Raw genomic sequence first — 16,143 nt, forward strand, 5'->3', positions numbered from 1 at the left:
GGAATGCAGCTGCAGCCACCGAGAGAGTGAAAAAGCTAGGCCTGGAAATGCGGAAGAGCTGGCTGTCTTATCTGTTCATCGCTCCCTTCTGCATTACATTCGTCGTCTATATTATGATCCCGACGGCGGCGGCCATCATTCTGTCGTTTACGCGCTTCAATTCGGTAGAGCCTCCTGAATTCGTAGGCTTGCTGAACTATAAGGTGCTGCTGACCCAGGATTTGATTTTCTGGAAATACGCGATACCGAATACGTTTCTGTTTGCGGTTATCGTAGGACCCGTAGCGTACGTTCTGTCCTTCGGGCTTGCATGGCTGATTTCCCAGCTGCCCGCAAAAATCAGATTATGGTATACGCTGGCTATGTATACGCCCTCGTTAACCTCGGGCATCGCCATGGGCGTCATTTGGCTCGTCTTGTTCAGCGGCGACCGTCTCGGCTATTTGAACAGCTTCCTGCTGCAACTCGGGGTAATCGATACGCAGCAGCTTTGGACGACCGATCCCAGGTATTTGATGAAGATCATGATTATCGTCACGCTATGGTCGAGTATGGGGGTCGGATTTCTGGCCCTGCTAGCCGGTATACAGAATGTCGACCCTACCTTGTACGAGGCGGGGAGGATCGACGGCATCAAGAGCCGGCTTCAAGAAATTTGGTACATCACGATTCCGGCGATGAAGCCGCAAATGCTGTTCGGCGCCGTCATGTCGACCGTCGGTACATTCAAAGCGGGAGCGATCAGTACAGAACTGTCCGGATCGAACCCGAGTCCGCAATATGCCGGACATTTACTCATCAATCATATAGACGACTACGGATTTATCCGTTACGAGCTCGGTTACGCCTCCACCATATCGGTCGTTTTGCTGTTAGTTATCTATTTAACTAGCAAGCTATGCTGGAGATTGTTCGGTTCGAAGGAGGATGAATAACCGATGCGGGGGCTTTCTTTGAGGCGGATGTTTCGTATCAGCAGATTTCAAGTGTTTCTGGTAGCGGGTCTTACGTTGCTTGCCGCGTTTATGCTGCTGCCGATCGTTTATATTGTCAACCATGCGTTTAAGCCGTTTCATGAATTATTCTTGTACCCGCCGACGTTTATCGTGAAACAGCCTACGTTGCAAAACTTTTACGATTTGCTGCTAGTCACCCAGACGTCCATCGTTCCGATGAGCAGATACTTGTTCAACAGCATCTTTGTCACCGGCTTGAATGTGATGGCTACCCTATTGTTTAGCGTATTATGCGCTTATCCCTTGTCAAAGCATAAGTTTCCGGGCAAAAATCTCATCTTCTCCACCATCATTCTGTCGCTGATGTTCGCGCCGGAAACCGTGCAAATTCCGCGTTATTTCGTCATAAGCGAAACGGGGATCATGAACACTTATTTGGCTCATGTTCTTCCGCTCGTTGCGATGCCGGTCGGCGTGTTCCTGATGAAGCAGTTCATTGATCAATTGCCCGACGCATTATTGGAAGCCGCCAAATTGGAGGGCGCAAACGAATGGATGGTTTTCCATCGTATCGTCATTCCGCTGTGCATGCCTGCCGTGGCGACAATCAGCATTTTGGCGTTCCAGTCGTCTTGGGGCAATGTGGAGACATCCACGTTATTTACAGAGGATGAAACGATGAAGACGCTGCCCTTTTATGTGTCGACATTGACCAACGGACTGGCCAACAATGTGGCAAACCAAGGAGTAGCCGCCGCCGTTTCGCTCCTATTGTTCATACCGAATTTCGTCATTTTTCTCCTGCTTCAGCGCAAAGTGATCTCGACGATGGCGCATTCGGGCATCAAATGACGAAAGCTATGATCAAATGCAATTGGGGGGGTATCGAACTTGTTTATACGTAAATGCTGCATGGCTGTCATGGTCGCGGTATGGATTTGCATGGCCGTAGCCGGAACAGCTGCCGCCGCTCCTCCTTATAAGACTTTCTCTTATGATGCGGAGGGGCGGAGATTTGCGGTGCAGCCGGCCTACATACCCGAAGGGTATCTAGGTTTTCAACTGGTGCCGCGGCAAGAAGAATCGAATGGCGGCGGGCCCCCCGGACTTAACGGGCCGGAAGACTTGTTCATTGACGAGAAAGATCACTTATACATTGCCGATACGGGGAACAACCGGATCATTCATCTGGATGCGAACGGCGCTTTCGTATCGGTCGTCGGTACGGAACCGGAAGGGAAAGGGAAGCTGCTCGAGCCTAACGGCGTGTATGTAACCAAAGAAAAAACGATCTATGTGGCGGATACGAAAAACAAACGGATTGCCTTGTTCGATCCGTCCGGCAAATTCGTTCGCGAATATTTGCGTCCGCAAAGCGACTATATTCCAGATACGCTGCAATTCGAGCCGACGAAGGTCGTTGTCGATAAACGAGGTTATATGTATGTTACTCTGCGCAACGGCTACCAAGGGGTCATGCTGCTGAGCCCGGAGGGGAAGTTTCAAGGCTACTACGGTGCAAACCGCGTGCCGTTCAATGCCGTAGATTCGCTCAAACGGACGTTTTATACGAAAGAACAGCTGGCTAAAGAAGTGACCAAGCTGCCCGGAACGGTAAGCAATGTCGCGATGGATGCCGGGGGCTTCGTGTATACGTCCAGCGTGGCGGTCGCACAAGGGCAAATCAAGAAGCTGAATTATGCAGGCAAGGACTTATTGGGCGAGAAGGTGTACGGAGGAGAAGAGCTGAAAATCGGTGAAGAGCGATTGTTCGTCGATTTAGCGGTCGACGGCAAAGGAAACATCAGCGCGATTGACGCACAGACCGGCGTTATTTATCAATACGATGCAAATGGCGATCTATTATTCGCATTCGGAGGGAAGAACGAAGGAATCAACAAGCTAGGTCTGTTCAATTATCCTTCCAGCATTGCCGTCAATTCCGCAGGAAAGCTGTATATCGTCGACAGAACCGCGAATATGATTCAAATTTTCCATGCCAGCGAATTCGCAGAGCTCATTCATCAAGCTACGTCGCTTACTTTGGATGGCAAATACGACGAGGGTTCCGGTCTATGGAATCAGGTCCTTCGCTTGAACAGCAAATATTTCAAAGCGCATCTCGGAATGGCCAAAGCTTACTACCAGAAAGGGCAATGGAAAGAGGCGCTGCAGGAATTCAGAAAGGCCGGATCCGTTGCCGGATACTCGGAAGCTTACTGGCAGTATCGTATGGTTTGGCTGCAAAAGCATTTTACGGAAGCGTTTATCGGCGCTGCAGCCGCATTATTGACCGTATATGCCGGGTATCGCTGGTTCCGCCGCAAACGGTTCGAAAGGAGGGGACAGCATGGGGACACAATTGCTGCAGGCGCTGCGGATCTTGAAGCATCCGGTGACCGGGTTCTGGGAGCTTCGTTACGAGAATAAAGCGGGAATCGTTACGACCTTGCTAATGATATTCGCGGCCTATTTCGTAACCCTCGGCTCGCAACTGACGACAAGCTATATTTTCTATCCGGTGGAGAACAAGTTCATTGACCCTTTCGTCATCTTTATCAAAATCGTCGTTCCGTTCGCGACATGGGTCGTGGCGAACTATCTGGTCAGCTCTATTATGCGAGGTCAGGGAAGGTTCATCGACGTTATGAACGGCAGCGCATATGCGCTGATGCCCTATATTTTATTCACCATGCCGCTGGCGATATTATCGAATGGGCTGACGCTGTCCGAAGCGGCCATTTATTCGTTCTGCCGGGCCGTTATTTATGGATGGTGCGCATTTTTGTTCTTCGTTTCCGTGAGAGAAGTGCACAATTATGAAATTGGCGAGACGGCGCTTAATATCGTCCTGTCGATTTTGTTCATGCTTGCGATTTGGATATTGCTTGTCATTTTTACGGGATTAACCGGCCAATTGTTTGACTTTGCCAATCAAATCTGGGAGGAGGTGTCGATTAGATGAAGCGGGGGATCACGATCGGCATTGTGGCGATTGCGCTGGCGCTGGCAGGCGCAGGAATTCTCTCAAGCTTCGGTTGGCATGCGAAGACCGTGGCAAGCGGCCTTAAAGACAGCCGTACGGAAAATGCGACCGGGGAGCTGGAACAGTCAGGCTTAACGAAGCTGGAAGCGGCGAACGGCGAGCAGTCCGGTTTGACGAAGCTCGAAGCGGACGACAGCGTCTTTAAGCCGATCGGGGAAAGCGCGGGCTTGCAGCTGTCGGTAAACGGAGCCGGGCAATTGTCGATTTACGACAAACGGAACGGTGTGCAGTGGAGAAGCAACCCGGATGCCGAGGCGATGAGCAGGGAAACCGTGCAAGGGCATTGGCGGGGCAATTTGCAATCGGCCTTCTATGCGGAATATGTCGATCAATCGCTTGCCGTATTGAAGCAGCAAGTCGGCAACGCGCAAGAGCTGGAGGCGCAAGTCTCTTTCCGGCAGATGCCGGAAGGAGTCGAGTTAATGTACGACTTGCGCAAAATCAAGATCAGCTTTACTTATATCATTACAGTAAAAGACGATTATTTGGAAGTAGCCGTTCCGGCCGACCGGATCGTTGAAGCGGGAAATTACCGGCTGACAAGCTTATGGGTATTGCCGTTCCTGGGAGCTGCACAGACCACGGCCGACGACGGCTATATGTTCGTTCCGGAGGGCGTCGGCGCCGTCATCCCGTTCAATAACGAAAGACAGCTGCCGTTTCGATACTCGACACGCATCTACGGTCAGGATCTTGCGGTCGGGATGACAACCCAGGAGTCCCCAGGCGCATTGATGCCCGTTTTCGGCATGGTTGCCGGTCATCATGCCGTTATGGGCATTATTTCGGAGGGGGCGTACTCCGCCAATGTGAACGCCACGCCGAGCGGGCTGTACACGACTTTTAATTGGATCGCGCCGCAATTCATCTATCGGCAGAATTATTACAAAAGAACGAGCATGTTCGGCGAAGGCTACCAACTATTCGAAAAGGAGCGGAGTCTCGGGAATAGCGCCGTCCGCTATTACTTTCTGAGCGGCGATAAGGCCGATTATGTTGGAATGGCCGCCGTCTACCGGAATTATTTGATGGAAACGGAAGGTTTGAAGCGGATTCAAGGCGCCGGCGATGAGCTTCCCTTGGACTTGCAGCTTCTGGGCGGCGATCTGGAGCCCGGTTTGTTTAAACGAAGCTTCGTGTCGATGACCACCTTCGATCAAGCGCGTGAAATCGTCAAGAAGCTTAAGGGCTCAGGAATCGGGCGAATGAATGTTTCCTATCTGGGGTGGTCGCAAAATGGGCTGCACGGCTCACAGCCGAAACGTTTTCCTGCGGAGCAAGGTTTGGGGGGGAACGACGGATTGAAGCGGCTGGTCGATGAAGTGCAGCGGCTTGGAGACCGCTTTTATTTAATGAATGATTACACGGTTGCATATTCGAAGAAGAACGGTTTTAACCCCCGAGTTGATGCCGTCCGAGACATTGATGGAAGAGTGGTAGAGCAGCAGCAGCCGTTTGGCAACCGTTTTTCGCTCGTAAACCGAAGCACGATGCATTATATTCGGCCGCGGCTAGCAATGGATTATATGACGGAAGATCTTGAGAAGTATAAACAGTTGGGGATCGACGGCCTGGCGTTTGACGGCCTTGCCTCGTATTTGTTCTCGGATTACTCTCCTTCGGAACGTAACACTCGGAAGGATACAGCGGACATCTACAAAGACATGCTGAAGAAAGCGCAAGAAACATTAGGCCAAGCGATCGTCAGCAACGGGTACGCCTACGCGCTCGGACATACCGATCATATCAGATCGCTTCCGATCGAGGCCAATTATGAGCTGCTGGCCGAGAAGACGGTGCCCTTCTACCCGATTGCGCTGCACGGCCTTGTCTCCTATTCGGGCAATCCCGGCAATTTACGCAATGAGAACCGACTGGAGTTTCTCAAGTCGCTCGAATACGGCGCAGTCCCTTCGTATCTTCTAACCTATGAAGATTCTTCGTTGCTTGACGATACGCTCAGCAGGGGAATTTACAGCAGCCGCTTCGACGTATGGATCGGCTCGATGACCAAAGAGGTTCAGCAAATGAACGAGGCGCTTGGCGACGTGCAGGATCAGTTGATCGTCGGACATGCGGAAGTGGCTCCAGGTGTGTTCGCCACGACATACGAGCGCGGCAAAACGATTCTTGTAAACTACAATTCAAGTCCTTATATAAAGGATGGCTTGCAGGTTCAACCGCTCGATTTTATTGTCCTTAAAGGAGGGAAGAGCGGGTGAACGCCATACTGAGAAAGATGTTTCCGTATGAGAAGAGACAATCGCTCGTCGGCTATTTATTTTTGCTGCCGTGGCTGATCGGGCTTTGCGCATTCGTGCTCTACCCCCTAGGGTATTCTCTCTATATGAGCTTACACAAGGTAAGAATCACGTCGGACGGTCTCAGGATGAAGCCTGTCGGCTGGGATAATTATAAATACGCCTTTCTGCAGGATAATCAGTTTGTGCTGATGTTCGTTGCCGTATTGAAAGAGACGTTGATGTATATCCCGATTATTACGGTCTTTGCCTTATTTGTGGCAGTACTGCTTAATTTCAAGTTTCCGGGCAGGATGCTGTTCCGGGCGGTCTTCTTTTTGCCGGTCATTTTCACCACGGGGCAGGTATTGACGGAAATTTTCAATCAAGGCGCCGGTGGACTTGATATTTTGGTGAAGTACGACGTGGCTTCGTTTATTCAATATAATTTGCCGCAGTTTTGGGCGGAGCCGTTATTGAATGTGCTGCGCGCGTTTGTCCTGATCTTATGGTACTCGGGGGTGCAGATCATTATTTTCATCGCCGGTTTGCAAACGATCGGCAGGACCGTTTACGAAGCGGCGACAATCGACGGCGCTTCCCCTTGGGAAACGTTTTGGAAAATAACGCTGCCGGCCATTTCCCCTTTTATCGTATTGAATATCCTTTACACGATCGTCGATCTGTTTACGTTTCCGTTTAGCCCGATCCTATCTTGGATTTCGTGGAATATGAGCAACTCCAGCACCGGATACGGCTATGCCAGCGCGCTCGGATGGATTTATTTCACGTCTGTTTTTCTATTGATTATGATTGTCCTCGGCTTGACGAAAAAATTCGTCTTTACGAGAGAAAGGTAGGGAGAACAATGAGCGCTAGACGAATTGCCCTTGGTTTGAAGCACGTGCTGCTCGGCAGGAGCGAGCGAAGCGGGCTGCTTGCCAGACTGCTGCTGTATCTCGTATTGCTCGACGTCGCACTGCTGTATTTGACCCCGATCCTCTATATGATTTCTACCATGTTCAAAAATTCGACGGATTTGCTCGATCCGACCGTTCGCTGGATCCCGCGGACGTTGGAGTGGGGAAACTTGCGTATGGCCTGGGAAGGGCTGCGGTTTCCCAAGACGTTCGCGAATGCGATCGTTTTGGCCGGAGCCGGGGCGGTCTTTCAAGTCGTCTCTTGTTCAATCGCCGGCTACGCCTTTGCGCGCTTCCGGTTTCCGTTCCGCAATCTATTGTTCGGACTGCTCATTTTCAGCTTCCTGATTCCGCCGCAGACGATGATGGTGCCGCTATTCGCGTTGATGAAAGAAACCGGCTTATTGAATACGAAGTGGGCGATTCTCGGACCGGATTTATTCGGACACGGCATTCGCGGCTCCTTGTTCGTCATTATTTTCCGCCAATTTTTTCGCACCCTGCCGTTCGAGCTTGAGGACGCGGCGCGAATCGACGGCGCCGGCCCGTTCAGGCTGTTTCTTAAGGTCATGGTGCCGCTGGCCGTTCCCGCGATCGTCGTCGTGTTTATTTTCTCGTTTATTTGGCATTGGAATGAAACCTATTTAACCGGCATGATGGTCGGGGCCAACAACATGACATTATCCAACAGCCTATTTAAAATGACGGAGGTGTTAAAGGAATTAACAGGCAGAACCTCCGAAGTGAACGAGACCGTGAAGATGGCCGCGTCGTTCCTCATTATTTTTCCGCCGCTGATCCTATATGCGATAACGCAGCGCTGGTTTATTGAAGGCGTGGAACGAACAGGTCTTGTGGATTAACCAATTTAATGACAAAAAGGGGAAAAACTGAATGAATCGCGTTCAAAAAATGACTTTGCCTGCTCTTTCGGGCAGCAGAAGCGCCGAGCTTTTGCACAATCCGGACAGAGGGTTCCGCCTGGAGATCGCGCTCGACGTCGGGCGAAACTATAATGCGCATGTTCCTGAAGTGTCGGGCACCACAACTTTTTTACACAAGCATTATGAAGATTACAAGGGCGATCGTCCTAAGCTTGCCCAAACGTACTTTTATCTCTCCGCTTACGAGAACAAAGATTTGGACGACGCCGCTTTCGAAACCATGCAGCTTTTTATGGACGAACTACGGCAAATGGGGATGCGTTCTCTTCTCCGGTTCAGTTACCAGACGGGATATTACGGACCCGAGTGCGCGGACCGGGAGCAGATGTTTAGGCACATGGAGCAATTGGCGCCGTTTATCAGCAAAAACAAAGATGTCATTCATGTATACCAGGCGGGGTTCATCGGCTCATGGGGAGAGTGGCATTCTTCCAAATACGAGTTCGATCGCAAAGAAGTGCTGGAGAACATTTTGCGTATGGTGCCTGAGGAACTGCAGGTGCAAGTTCGGCTGCCCGAATACAAAGCTGATCTCGGAAATGAACACCCGCAGTATAAGCGGGTAGGGTTTCATGACGATTTTATCGCCATTAAGCCGAACAGCGGGGACGGAGGATTAATTCCAGGTTCATCCCAGTACGAGCAGTTCTGCGAGGAGTCGCCTTTCCTCTTGATAGATGGCGAGCTTCCTTGGGGTGAATGGTCGTTCGGGGATGGTTGGTATATCGACCCTTACGGGACGATTATGCGCCTGGTAGAACATCACTACACCTCCTTGAGTCTGATCCATAACCACCGAGAGGAGTATTATCGGCAAGGTGGCGACGAAGGCAAATATTCGATGGAATATTGGAAGGAAATCGGCATCGATCGGGCGTGGTTGCAGCTGAACAGGCTTCCGTATTCAGACGCTTGGTTTCTTGACGAACACGGAAATGAGATTCGCCGGTCGACTTTTGAATACATCCGCGATCATCTGGGCTATCGCTTGCAGGCCGATCAGTTGGAGATTGAGCTATTGAAAGAGATTAGAACATTGACGCTTGTCCTGGAATTGCGGAATTACGGCTTTGCCGCGCCGCATGCCCTGAAATCCGCGGCATTCGTATGGATCGATAAACAAGGAAATGAAATATATGCTTCTTCTGCCGGGAATCCGAGGCTTTGGCATCCGTACGAGCCAGGAGACGCCAAGAGAAGCGTGCTTGCGCATGTCATTCAAGCGAATCTCCCCTTGCCCGAGAATGCAGGCGTATACCAATTAGGCTTGAAGATCAGCAACTCTGCAGGACACCCCGTCCGTCTTGCCAACGATATCCCGTTCGTTCAAGGGGTAAACGTTCTGACCGAAGTTGAATTGTAGGCAAAATTCGGAGCGTACGGTTGAAGGTGCGAATTCATACTAAATTCATACCAAACCTTTTATACTTGAGTTGCTTGATTAAGCGCTTTCAAGTTTGGCGGCCAAACGTACATGTACCGACGCATTTTGGGGGGGACGGAGGGGGTTCAGGCGGTTTATTGGAACAGGAATTTGCAAGGAACAGAATAAAATACAAAGATCCTGAGGTGAACGTATCCATGAAAAGAATTATTTCAATAGCGCTGCTATCAGCGCTCATTCTCATCATGATCGCCGGATGTTCAAGCAATGACGCCAAGCAATCATCGACGACAGAACCTCCTTCATCCGTGGCATCGGCTACACCTGCGGCCGAACCAGAGAAAGACAATGGAACTCCCAATCCCGCTTCATTTTCCGGCGAAATCAGCTTTATGACGCCTTGGCCTCACCTGCAAGCGCAGTTGGAAGAGGTTGTGAAGGCGTTTAACAAAACGTATCCGAACGTGAAAGTCAACCTTGCATTCGGCGGAGAAGCGGATTTGACGAATCTGGTTACGAACGGAATCGCTCCCGAGCTGTTCCTGACGGGCACTCCTTTATCGAACATCAATTTCATTAATGACGGGATCTATGCGGACTTGACGCCGTATCTGGCGAAAGATCCGGACTTGAGCGATAAATTCCCCGACACGAATAAAGCGCTGGATACCTACGATCAGAAAATGTACGGGCTGCCGTTCGATACGATGACGTTATTTCCGATTTACTATAACAAAAAAATACTCGATCAGTACGGATATACGGAATTTCCTGAGCTAAAAACGCTTGGGGACATCGATGCTTTCTTCAAAAAGTTTTGGATCGTCAAGGACGGAAATCAGGAGATGACCGGCCAACTGCCGCATATCATCTATAATTCCATGACAGCATTCACTACTTTTGCCTATGCGAACGGGGCAGACGACAAAACTTTCTGGAATGCCGAAACGAAAACGGTAAATTTCAGCGATCCGAAGGTGGTCGAAGCGCTCGAATGGATGGTCAGGTTTAAACGGGAAAATATCGATGATGCGCGCATGCAAAAAATGAACGCATCGTTCCCTGAGGGTACCGATGCATTCATTAACGATAAACAAGCGATGGGCTTGCTGCTGCCGGCTTCGGCGAAGTACTATTTGTCCAAGAATCCGGATTTGCAGCTGGGAGTAGCGTCTATGCCGGAGGATGCGTTATATATTTCCGGGCAAAGCGTGATGTTGGTCGGCCCGAGCAAAAATAAAGATCTTGGCTGGGAATTCATGAAGTGGCTGACGTCGACGGAGGAAGGGACAACCTCTTTTGCGCAAAATTTGGGCTTTATCCCGGCGTTGAAAGACAATTCCTATGTGGCATCGCTGACGGATCCGTTAGAAAAACAAGCGGTCGAGCTTTCTTCCAAAGCGAAGAAAGTTCAGTTTATTATCCCTGTCGATATTTCCGCAGAATTCGATAAGCTTTTCGGGGATGTCATGGCCGGCAAGATGGAGCCGAAAGCTTTCCTAGATCATATGACGCAATATACGCAAAATTTGATTAATGAAGCGAAGTAGTTTTCAAGTTCAATAGGATATCTATCGCGGATGAGGCTGTAAACCAACGATAAACGCCGGCGTCTATGACGCCGGCAGGCATTTATCCTTGATAACGGGAGGCGATGATATGTCGGAACAGAATGAAAAGCAACATCAGCCTGATTCTTCCAGGGAGAAGGGCGATCAAGGGGTGTTGATCAGCCGGAGAAAAATGCTGGCCGCTATCGGGATCGCGGGCGCTACCGCAGCGGTTGGCACTTTGTTCCCCGGCGGTATTGGCTACGCCAAGAAAGAAAGCAAAGATAGCGTTGAGCTGCTGGGCGGCGCAGTCGTCAGCGTGGCCGATATTTCGAATTTGAAACGGAAGGATTTGCAGGATGGGCAGCTATTCCAGCTTTTCGGGTATCATCCCGGTACGGATATCGGCGGCGGCTGGATGTATTACGATGCCAGCCGTCCGAAAGCCGATCATAACGGCGGCACTGTGTTCAGCCTCACCGTTCCCTGGAACGGGCAGCAGACGACGCTGGCCAACTATTTGAAAGGAACCGGCGAGACGAATGGCAGCGGGCAAGGTTGCCTGGTTCGGCTGACAGAATCGATATCTCCCGTGCAATTCGGCGCGCGGATCGACGGGATAACCAACGATAAGGCAGCCATTCAAGCCGCCATCGATTACGTTTCCGGTAACGGCGGGGGGACGGTGGAGTTCCCGTCCGGCACGGCTTTGCTGGATGGTCTTGAGCAAATAACAGTTACGACTCCATGGGGATGGACGGAGCCTTATTGGATGCTTCTGAAGGGCAAAAGCAACGTACGCGTCAAGGGGCAAGGCTGGAGCACGATTCTGAAAATAGCCGGCGGGCTTGTAGCGACCAATGCATCCCTCAGTAACACGAAAGGATTCATGGTATTCTGCGACGGCGGAAATTTCAACATCGAAAATTTTAGCGTCCAAGATTTGAAGATCGATTTTAATGGAGAAAACAATTTGCTCCCTCCGGTAAATGCTTACGGTAGCCAGTCGCTTTGCCCCGGCATCTGGTTTCTCGGCGGTAAAAATTTCAGCGTCAGAAACGTATGGTTCGATAAAAATCCGGGGCAACAGACCGTAGTATTCGACCGGGCCGTGGATGGAGCTGAGGTGGTTAACTGCTTATTTACGCATAACGGAGGAACATTGCCCGGCAACGCCCAGATCAACGATCACTCCTCGATATACTGCTTGGCCGATCATTATATCATATCGGGCAACCGGTTAATCGGGCGGGGCGGCCGCATCAGCTACGAAAGCACGGCTTTGGAAATTCACGGCCGGCACGGCCAAGTATTCGGCAATCTGGTCGACAGCTATCATGCAGGAATGATTCGCGCGTCTTTCGGCAAGGATAGCTTCAATGTTTCCGTGTATGGAAATACCTTCTATGAAGTCAGTTACGGCTTGAACATCGATGCCGGAGCCGGCAGCCGATTGGTAGTCGATTTTTACGAGAACAAAATTACGAATCGCAGCTTAAGACCTTCTCCCGGCAGAGTGAACACCGCCGTAGGGGCCACCATGTACCAATTTGCTTATGTAACCCCGTCGTCCGGGAATTATACGGAAGTCAACATCCTCAACAATGAGTTCGAACAGCTTGCGCCGGACGCCTATTGGTCGATTTACAACAAGGGGGAAAACTCCGTATTTGAAGGCGGTAAGTATGACTCCGTCACGTATAAAGGCAATAAAGTCACTGGGTACCAAGGAGCAGTCATCCGATCGTTATACCTTGCCCCGGCCCGATATGATTTCAGCGATAACTTGTTCATCAATTGCGGCTTCGCCGGCGAAGATGCCCGTCCGGTCGTTCATTGCGATAATGTCGACGCTGCCTGGAGTCAGCGCATTCGGAAGATTTCGCTCACCGGCAACAAATTTGTTGACGTCAAATACACGCATGTTTTCGTTTTTTATAACCCTCTTACTCCGGAGAAAATGGAATTCAGCGGAGAGGTTTCCGGATGGCTGGCTCCCTATAGCGGTCATGATCCAAGCGGATCGGATTTCTGCCGCTTCGATTACTCGGTCGGAGAAGTGAATGCGAATGTGCCGATCGCCTTCAATGCAAATAGCGTTCATGGGAAAATCAAGCTGTCTTATGCCGAGGAAACCTATTTCTTCAAACAAAAAAATACGGCTGTGCCATGGAATTACGCCGGGAAAACCGAGGCGGCTCCAACCGCGCCCCGATATTTCGGCGATAGACGCGGCGATTATTATGAAGCGGTATCGCCCGCTGTCGGCGGGTTCATGCGCTACGTCTGCGTAAACGACTCTTCGGGAGAAGCGACGCTAGGCACATGGAAAGGAGCCGGAAGCATTGAGGCTTAGTGGTATTGAGGGCATTTGGTCAAACAGGAGATGAAGCCGCAAGATGAATAGCTTGAAAAAAGGATAAATCATACAAAATCGGGCGGATCGGCAACTGGACGAGCATATGTGTATGATAATTCATACAAAATCGAGCGGATCGGCATCTGGACGGGCAATCGACGAGAAAATCCGGTCAAGCGCCGAGCATAGAGCTGGCGATGGAAAGACTGGCGTAGTCGCCCACATTCTCTCCTAACCCAGCGGGCATAATCTGACATACCTCCAAGCTGAGCGGCAACGCTTCACGCGCCAACTCTCTCCGAACGACCGGCTCCAGAAGAGCCTGCTGGCGTCCGTAAATGCTGCCGATAACGATGCGCTCCGGGTTGAGCACATCGACGAGAATGGCCAGCGCTTGTCCTAACCGACGACCGACGGTTTCGAAAATGTCCAGCGCCAGCCGATCGCCTTGCCGCGCGGCTTCGCCTACTTTTTGGGTCGTGATGGCGTCCAGATCGCCGATAGAGGGACAGAAAGCGGGAGCGTCCCCGTTCCCTCCTTCCGCAAGCGCGGTTTCGGCCCGCTCGCGTGCCAGCAGCGCGATGCCGCCTCCGCTGCAGAAGCCTTCGAACGATCCGGCTTTGCCGTATCCGACCGGGCCGTCGCTGGCCAGGCGAATGTGGCCAGCCTCGCCGGCCATATCGTTCGTTCCCGTATATAGTCGGCCGTTCAGAATCAGGCCGGCGCCCATTCCCGTGCCGAACGTCAGGAAAATCATATTGTCGCAGCCTTGTCCCGCTCCCCATTTCCACTCCGCCATGGCGCAGGCGTTGGCATCGTTCTGCAGCCCGACGGGCACGCCGAATCGTTCCCGCATCGGCCCGACGCAATCGATGCTGTCCCAGCCAGGCAAATTCGGCGGAGACAGGACGATCCCGAAGCGGCTGTCAAGCGGACCTCCGCAGCTGATGCCAATCGCTTGCAGCCGTCCTTCCGAACGGTTCTCCTCCAACAGCCGTTCAAGCGTATCCGCCAGCAACTTTAGCGCCTCCTGCGGTGTACGCGGAGTCGGGAAGCTATGACGGGCGAGCAGGTCGATGCCGCGTTCATGGACTTTGCCTAACGTGACGGCACATTTCGTGCCGCCGATATCCAATCCGCCCAGCAGCGTCATATCGTAAAGAACTCCTCTTCAATCCGGATGCAAAGCGCATGGTAGATCGGCAGATGGCGTTCCTGAATGTCCGGCGTACGATCGAATGGCACACAGATCGCCGCGTCGCACAGTGCCTTCATCTGGCCGCCGCTGCGCCCGGTCAATCCGATCGTTCGCATTCCGAGCGCGCCAGCAACCCTCAGCGCATGCAGAACGTTCGCTGAATTGCCGGATGTGCTGATGCCGAGCAGCACGTCGCCCGGCTTGCCGTACCCGTAAACCTGCTGCGCAAACACCAAGTCCGCCGAATTGTCGTTCGCGAAGGCGGACGATAACGCGGTGTGGCTGACGAGCGAGATCGCCGGCAGGCCGCCTTGCAGGTGCTCGGAGATATACGTTGCAGTCGCTGCATCCACTTCGGTCAGCTTAGCCCGGAACGATTGCGGTACTGGCCTCTTCAGCATAAAGCCTTTCATCAGTTCGCCCACGATATGCTCGCAATCGGCGGCGCTGCCGCCATTCCCGCAGATAAGCAACTTGCCGCCGCTCCGATAGCAGTCTCGCAGAATAGCGAAAGCTTGCCCGATTTCCGCCGCGCACACCGGGGCCAACTCCGGGTATTTGGCATACAAATCCTCAAATATCGAATGGAAATCTTGCATGCAAAAAATCCTCCCCATCTCAAATGCCGTAGTATAGGCCCATTGTAAGAGGAGGTGTTTAGTCGTTACTTTGCGTTATTACGGATTTAGTTTGCGTTTTTGCGAATCGAGGTCGGAGACTGTCCGAATTTGGTTTTGAACGTACGGAGGAAGTGGGGGAAGGAATTGAACCCGGAGGCATAGCAAATATCCGTAATCGGGATATTCGATCCGGTTAGAAGCGATAAAGAGAAGTTCAGCCGGAGCTGCTGGACGTAAGCTTTGAACGATTGACCGACGGCTTCTCGGAAGTGCTCGCCGAAATAACCCGCCGAGAGTCGGGACTGCTTGGCAACATCCTCGATCAGAATCTGCTCACGGAAATGGTGATGGATATAGACTAAAGCTCGCATCAAGTCTTGGCCGGCCGCGGGCTGCTCAGGAGCAGGCGACACCTCTGCCGCCAGCCGGAGGAAGTCGATGATCAGCCTTTCCAGCGTAGTTCGCACGGCTAACTCCTTCATCGGCAAGTTGCCGGCATGTTCCCGCAGCAGGCGCGACATTTCTCGCTCCACTATCTCATAAGGACAATCGTCTGCGGCAATCTGAAGCGCTCCCCCACATCGAAACAGCGCTTCCCTAAGTCCTTCGCCGAGGAAGTTGTCCGAGAACTTGATATTGTACAGATGGATCGTTTGCCCTTCGTCAGGGACCACTTCATGAAGATCGGCGGGGGTGAGCAAATAAAGGCTTCCCGGCGAGAGCGAATAAGAAACGCCGTTCAATATTTGTTTTCCCGTCCCCGAGACGATAAGCTCGATTTCGTAAAATTCGTGCCAATGCAAAGGGTACAGAGCGCTAACGGTATCCGTAGTGATTTGAAACCGCGAACGGTCTGGTAAAAAGCTCTCGGAAGTTAGACGATGCGGAAAACGGAAGGTTCGTTTCGTCAAGTGGAGTCGCTCCTT

Annotated in this window: 13 protein-coding genes; 10 read left to right on the top strand and 3 right to left on the bottom strand. The window is 51.7% G+C overall.

Annotated features, from left to right (window positions below):
- Positions 1-47: 47 nt before the first annotated feature.
- From ACFPOF_RS18680 to ACFPOF_RS18725, 10 genes are all read left to right on the top strand, one after another.
- Positions 48-935, top strand: coding sequence for a carbohydrate ABC transporter permease (locus ACFPOF_RS18680; protein ID WP_378136048.1), 888 nt, complete (start codon positions 48-50; stop codon positions 933-935).
- A gap of 3 nt (positions 936-938) precedes the next feature.
- Complete coding sequence (locus ACFPOF_RS18685; RefSeq protein WP_378135359.1) at positions 939-1,808, top strand: carbohydrate ABC transporter permease; 870 nt, start codon at positions 939-941, stop codon at positions 1,806-1,808.
- A 39-nt stretch (positions 1,809-1,847) separates the two neighbouring features.
- The gene (locus ACFPOF_RS18690; protein WP_378135361.1) at positions 1,848-3,386 is read left to right on the top strand and encodes a 6-bladed beta-propeller; all 1,539 of its coding nucleotides are present in this window, start codon (positions 1,848-1,850) and stop codon (positions 3,384-3,386) included.
- Complete coding sequence (locus tag ACFPOF_RS18695; RefSeq protein WP_378135363.1) at positions 3,307-3,921, top strand: YIP1 family protein; 615 nt, start codon at positions 3,307-3,309, stop codon at positions 3,919-3,921. The genes ACFPOF_RS18690 and ACFPOF_RS18695 overlap by 80 nt, the downstream gene beginning before the upstream one ends.
- Positions 3,918-6,224, top strand: coding sequence for a DUF5696 domain-containing protein (locus tag ACFPOF_RS18700; protein WP_378135365.1), 2,307 nt, complete (start codon positions 3,918-3,920; stop codon positions 6,222-6,224). Before ACFPOF_RS18695 ends, ACFPOF_RS18700 begins: the two co-directional genes overlap by 4 nt.
- Positions 6,221-7,102, top strand: a complete 882-nt coding sequence (locus ACFPOF_RS18705; RefSeq protein ID WP_378135367.1) for a carbohydrate ABC transporter permease — start codon at positions 6,221-6,223, stop codon at positions 7,100-7,102. Before ACFPOF_RS18700 ends, ACFPOF_RS18705 begins: the two co-directional genes overlap by 4 nt.
- An 8-nt stretch (positions 7,103-7,110) precedes the next feature.
- Complete coding sequence (locus ACFPOF_RS18710) at positions 7,111-8,025, top strand: carbohydrate ABC transporter permease (RefSeq protein ID WP_378135369.1); 915 nt, start codon at positions 7,111-7,113, stop codon at positions 8,023-8,025.
- 31 nt (positions 8,026-8,056) lie between these two features.
- Positions 8,057-9,469: a DUF4874 domain-containing protein gene (locus ACFPOF_RS18715; RefSeq protein ID WP_378135371.1), complete on the top strand. Its 1,413-nt coding sequence runs from the start codon at positions 8,057-8,059 to the stop codon at positions 9,467-9,469.
- Between the two features lie 218 nt (positions 9,470-9,687).
- Entirely contained in the window at positions 9,688-11,040 is a 1,353-nt protein-coding gene (locus ACFPOF_RS18720; protein WP_378135373.1) for an extracellular solute-binding protein, read from the top strand.
- Positions 11,041-11,149: 109 nt separating this feature from the next.
- Positions 11,150-13,396 carry a glycosyl hydrolase family 28-related protein gene (locus tag ACFPOF_RS18725; RefSeq protein ID WP_378135375.1) on the top strand — a complete coding sequence of 749 codons (2,247 nt, stop codon included), beginning with the start codon at positions 11,150-11,152 and terminating at the stop codon, positions 13,394-13,396.
- A gap of 175 nt (positions 13,397-13,571) precedes the next feature.
- On the opposite strand, the gene ACFPOF_RS18730 is transcribed toward ACFPOF_RS18725, so the two are convergent.
- The 3 genes from ACFPOF_RS18730 to ACFPOF_RS18740 all read right to left on the bottom strand — a co-directional run bounded on the left by ACFPOF_RS18730 (position 13,572) and on the right by ACFPOF_RS18740 (position 16,128).
- Positions 13,572-14,552: an ROK family protein gene (locus tag ACFPOF_RS18730; protein ID WP_378135377.1), complete on the bottom strand. Its 981-nt coding sequence runs from the start codon at positions 14,550-14,552 to the stop codon at positions 13,572-13,574.
- Positions 14,549-15,196, bottom strand: a complete 648-nt coding sequence (locus tag ACFPOF_RS18735) for a D-sedoheptulose-7-phosphate isomerase (RefSeq protein ID WP_378135379.1) — start codon at positions 15,194-15,196, stop codon at positions 14,549-14,551. Before ACFPOF_RS18735 ends, ACFPOF_RS18730 begins: the two co-directional genes overlap by 4 nt.
- A gap of 86 nt (positions 15,197-15,282) precedes the next feature.
- Positions 15,283-16,128: a helix-turn-helix domain-containing protein gene (locus tag ACFPOF_RS18740; protein WP_378135381.1), complete on the bottom strand. Its 846-nt coding sequence runs from the start codon at positions 16,126-16,128 to the stop codon at positions 15,283-15,285.
- Positions 16,129-16,143 lie beyond the last annotated feature (15 nt).

Origin of the sequence: Cohnella soli (genome assembly GCF_042655525.1) — a bacterium.
In the GTDB taxonomy this organism is placed as follows: Bacteria; Bacillota; Bacilli; order Paenibacillales; family Paenibacillaceae; genus Cohnella; species Cohnella soli.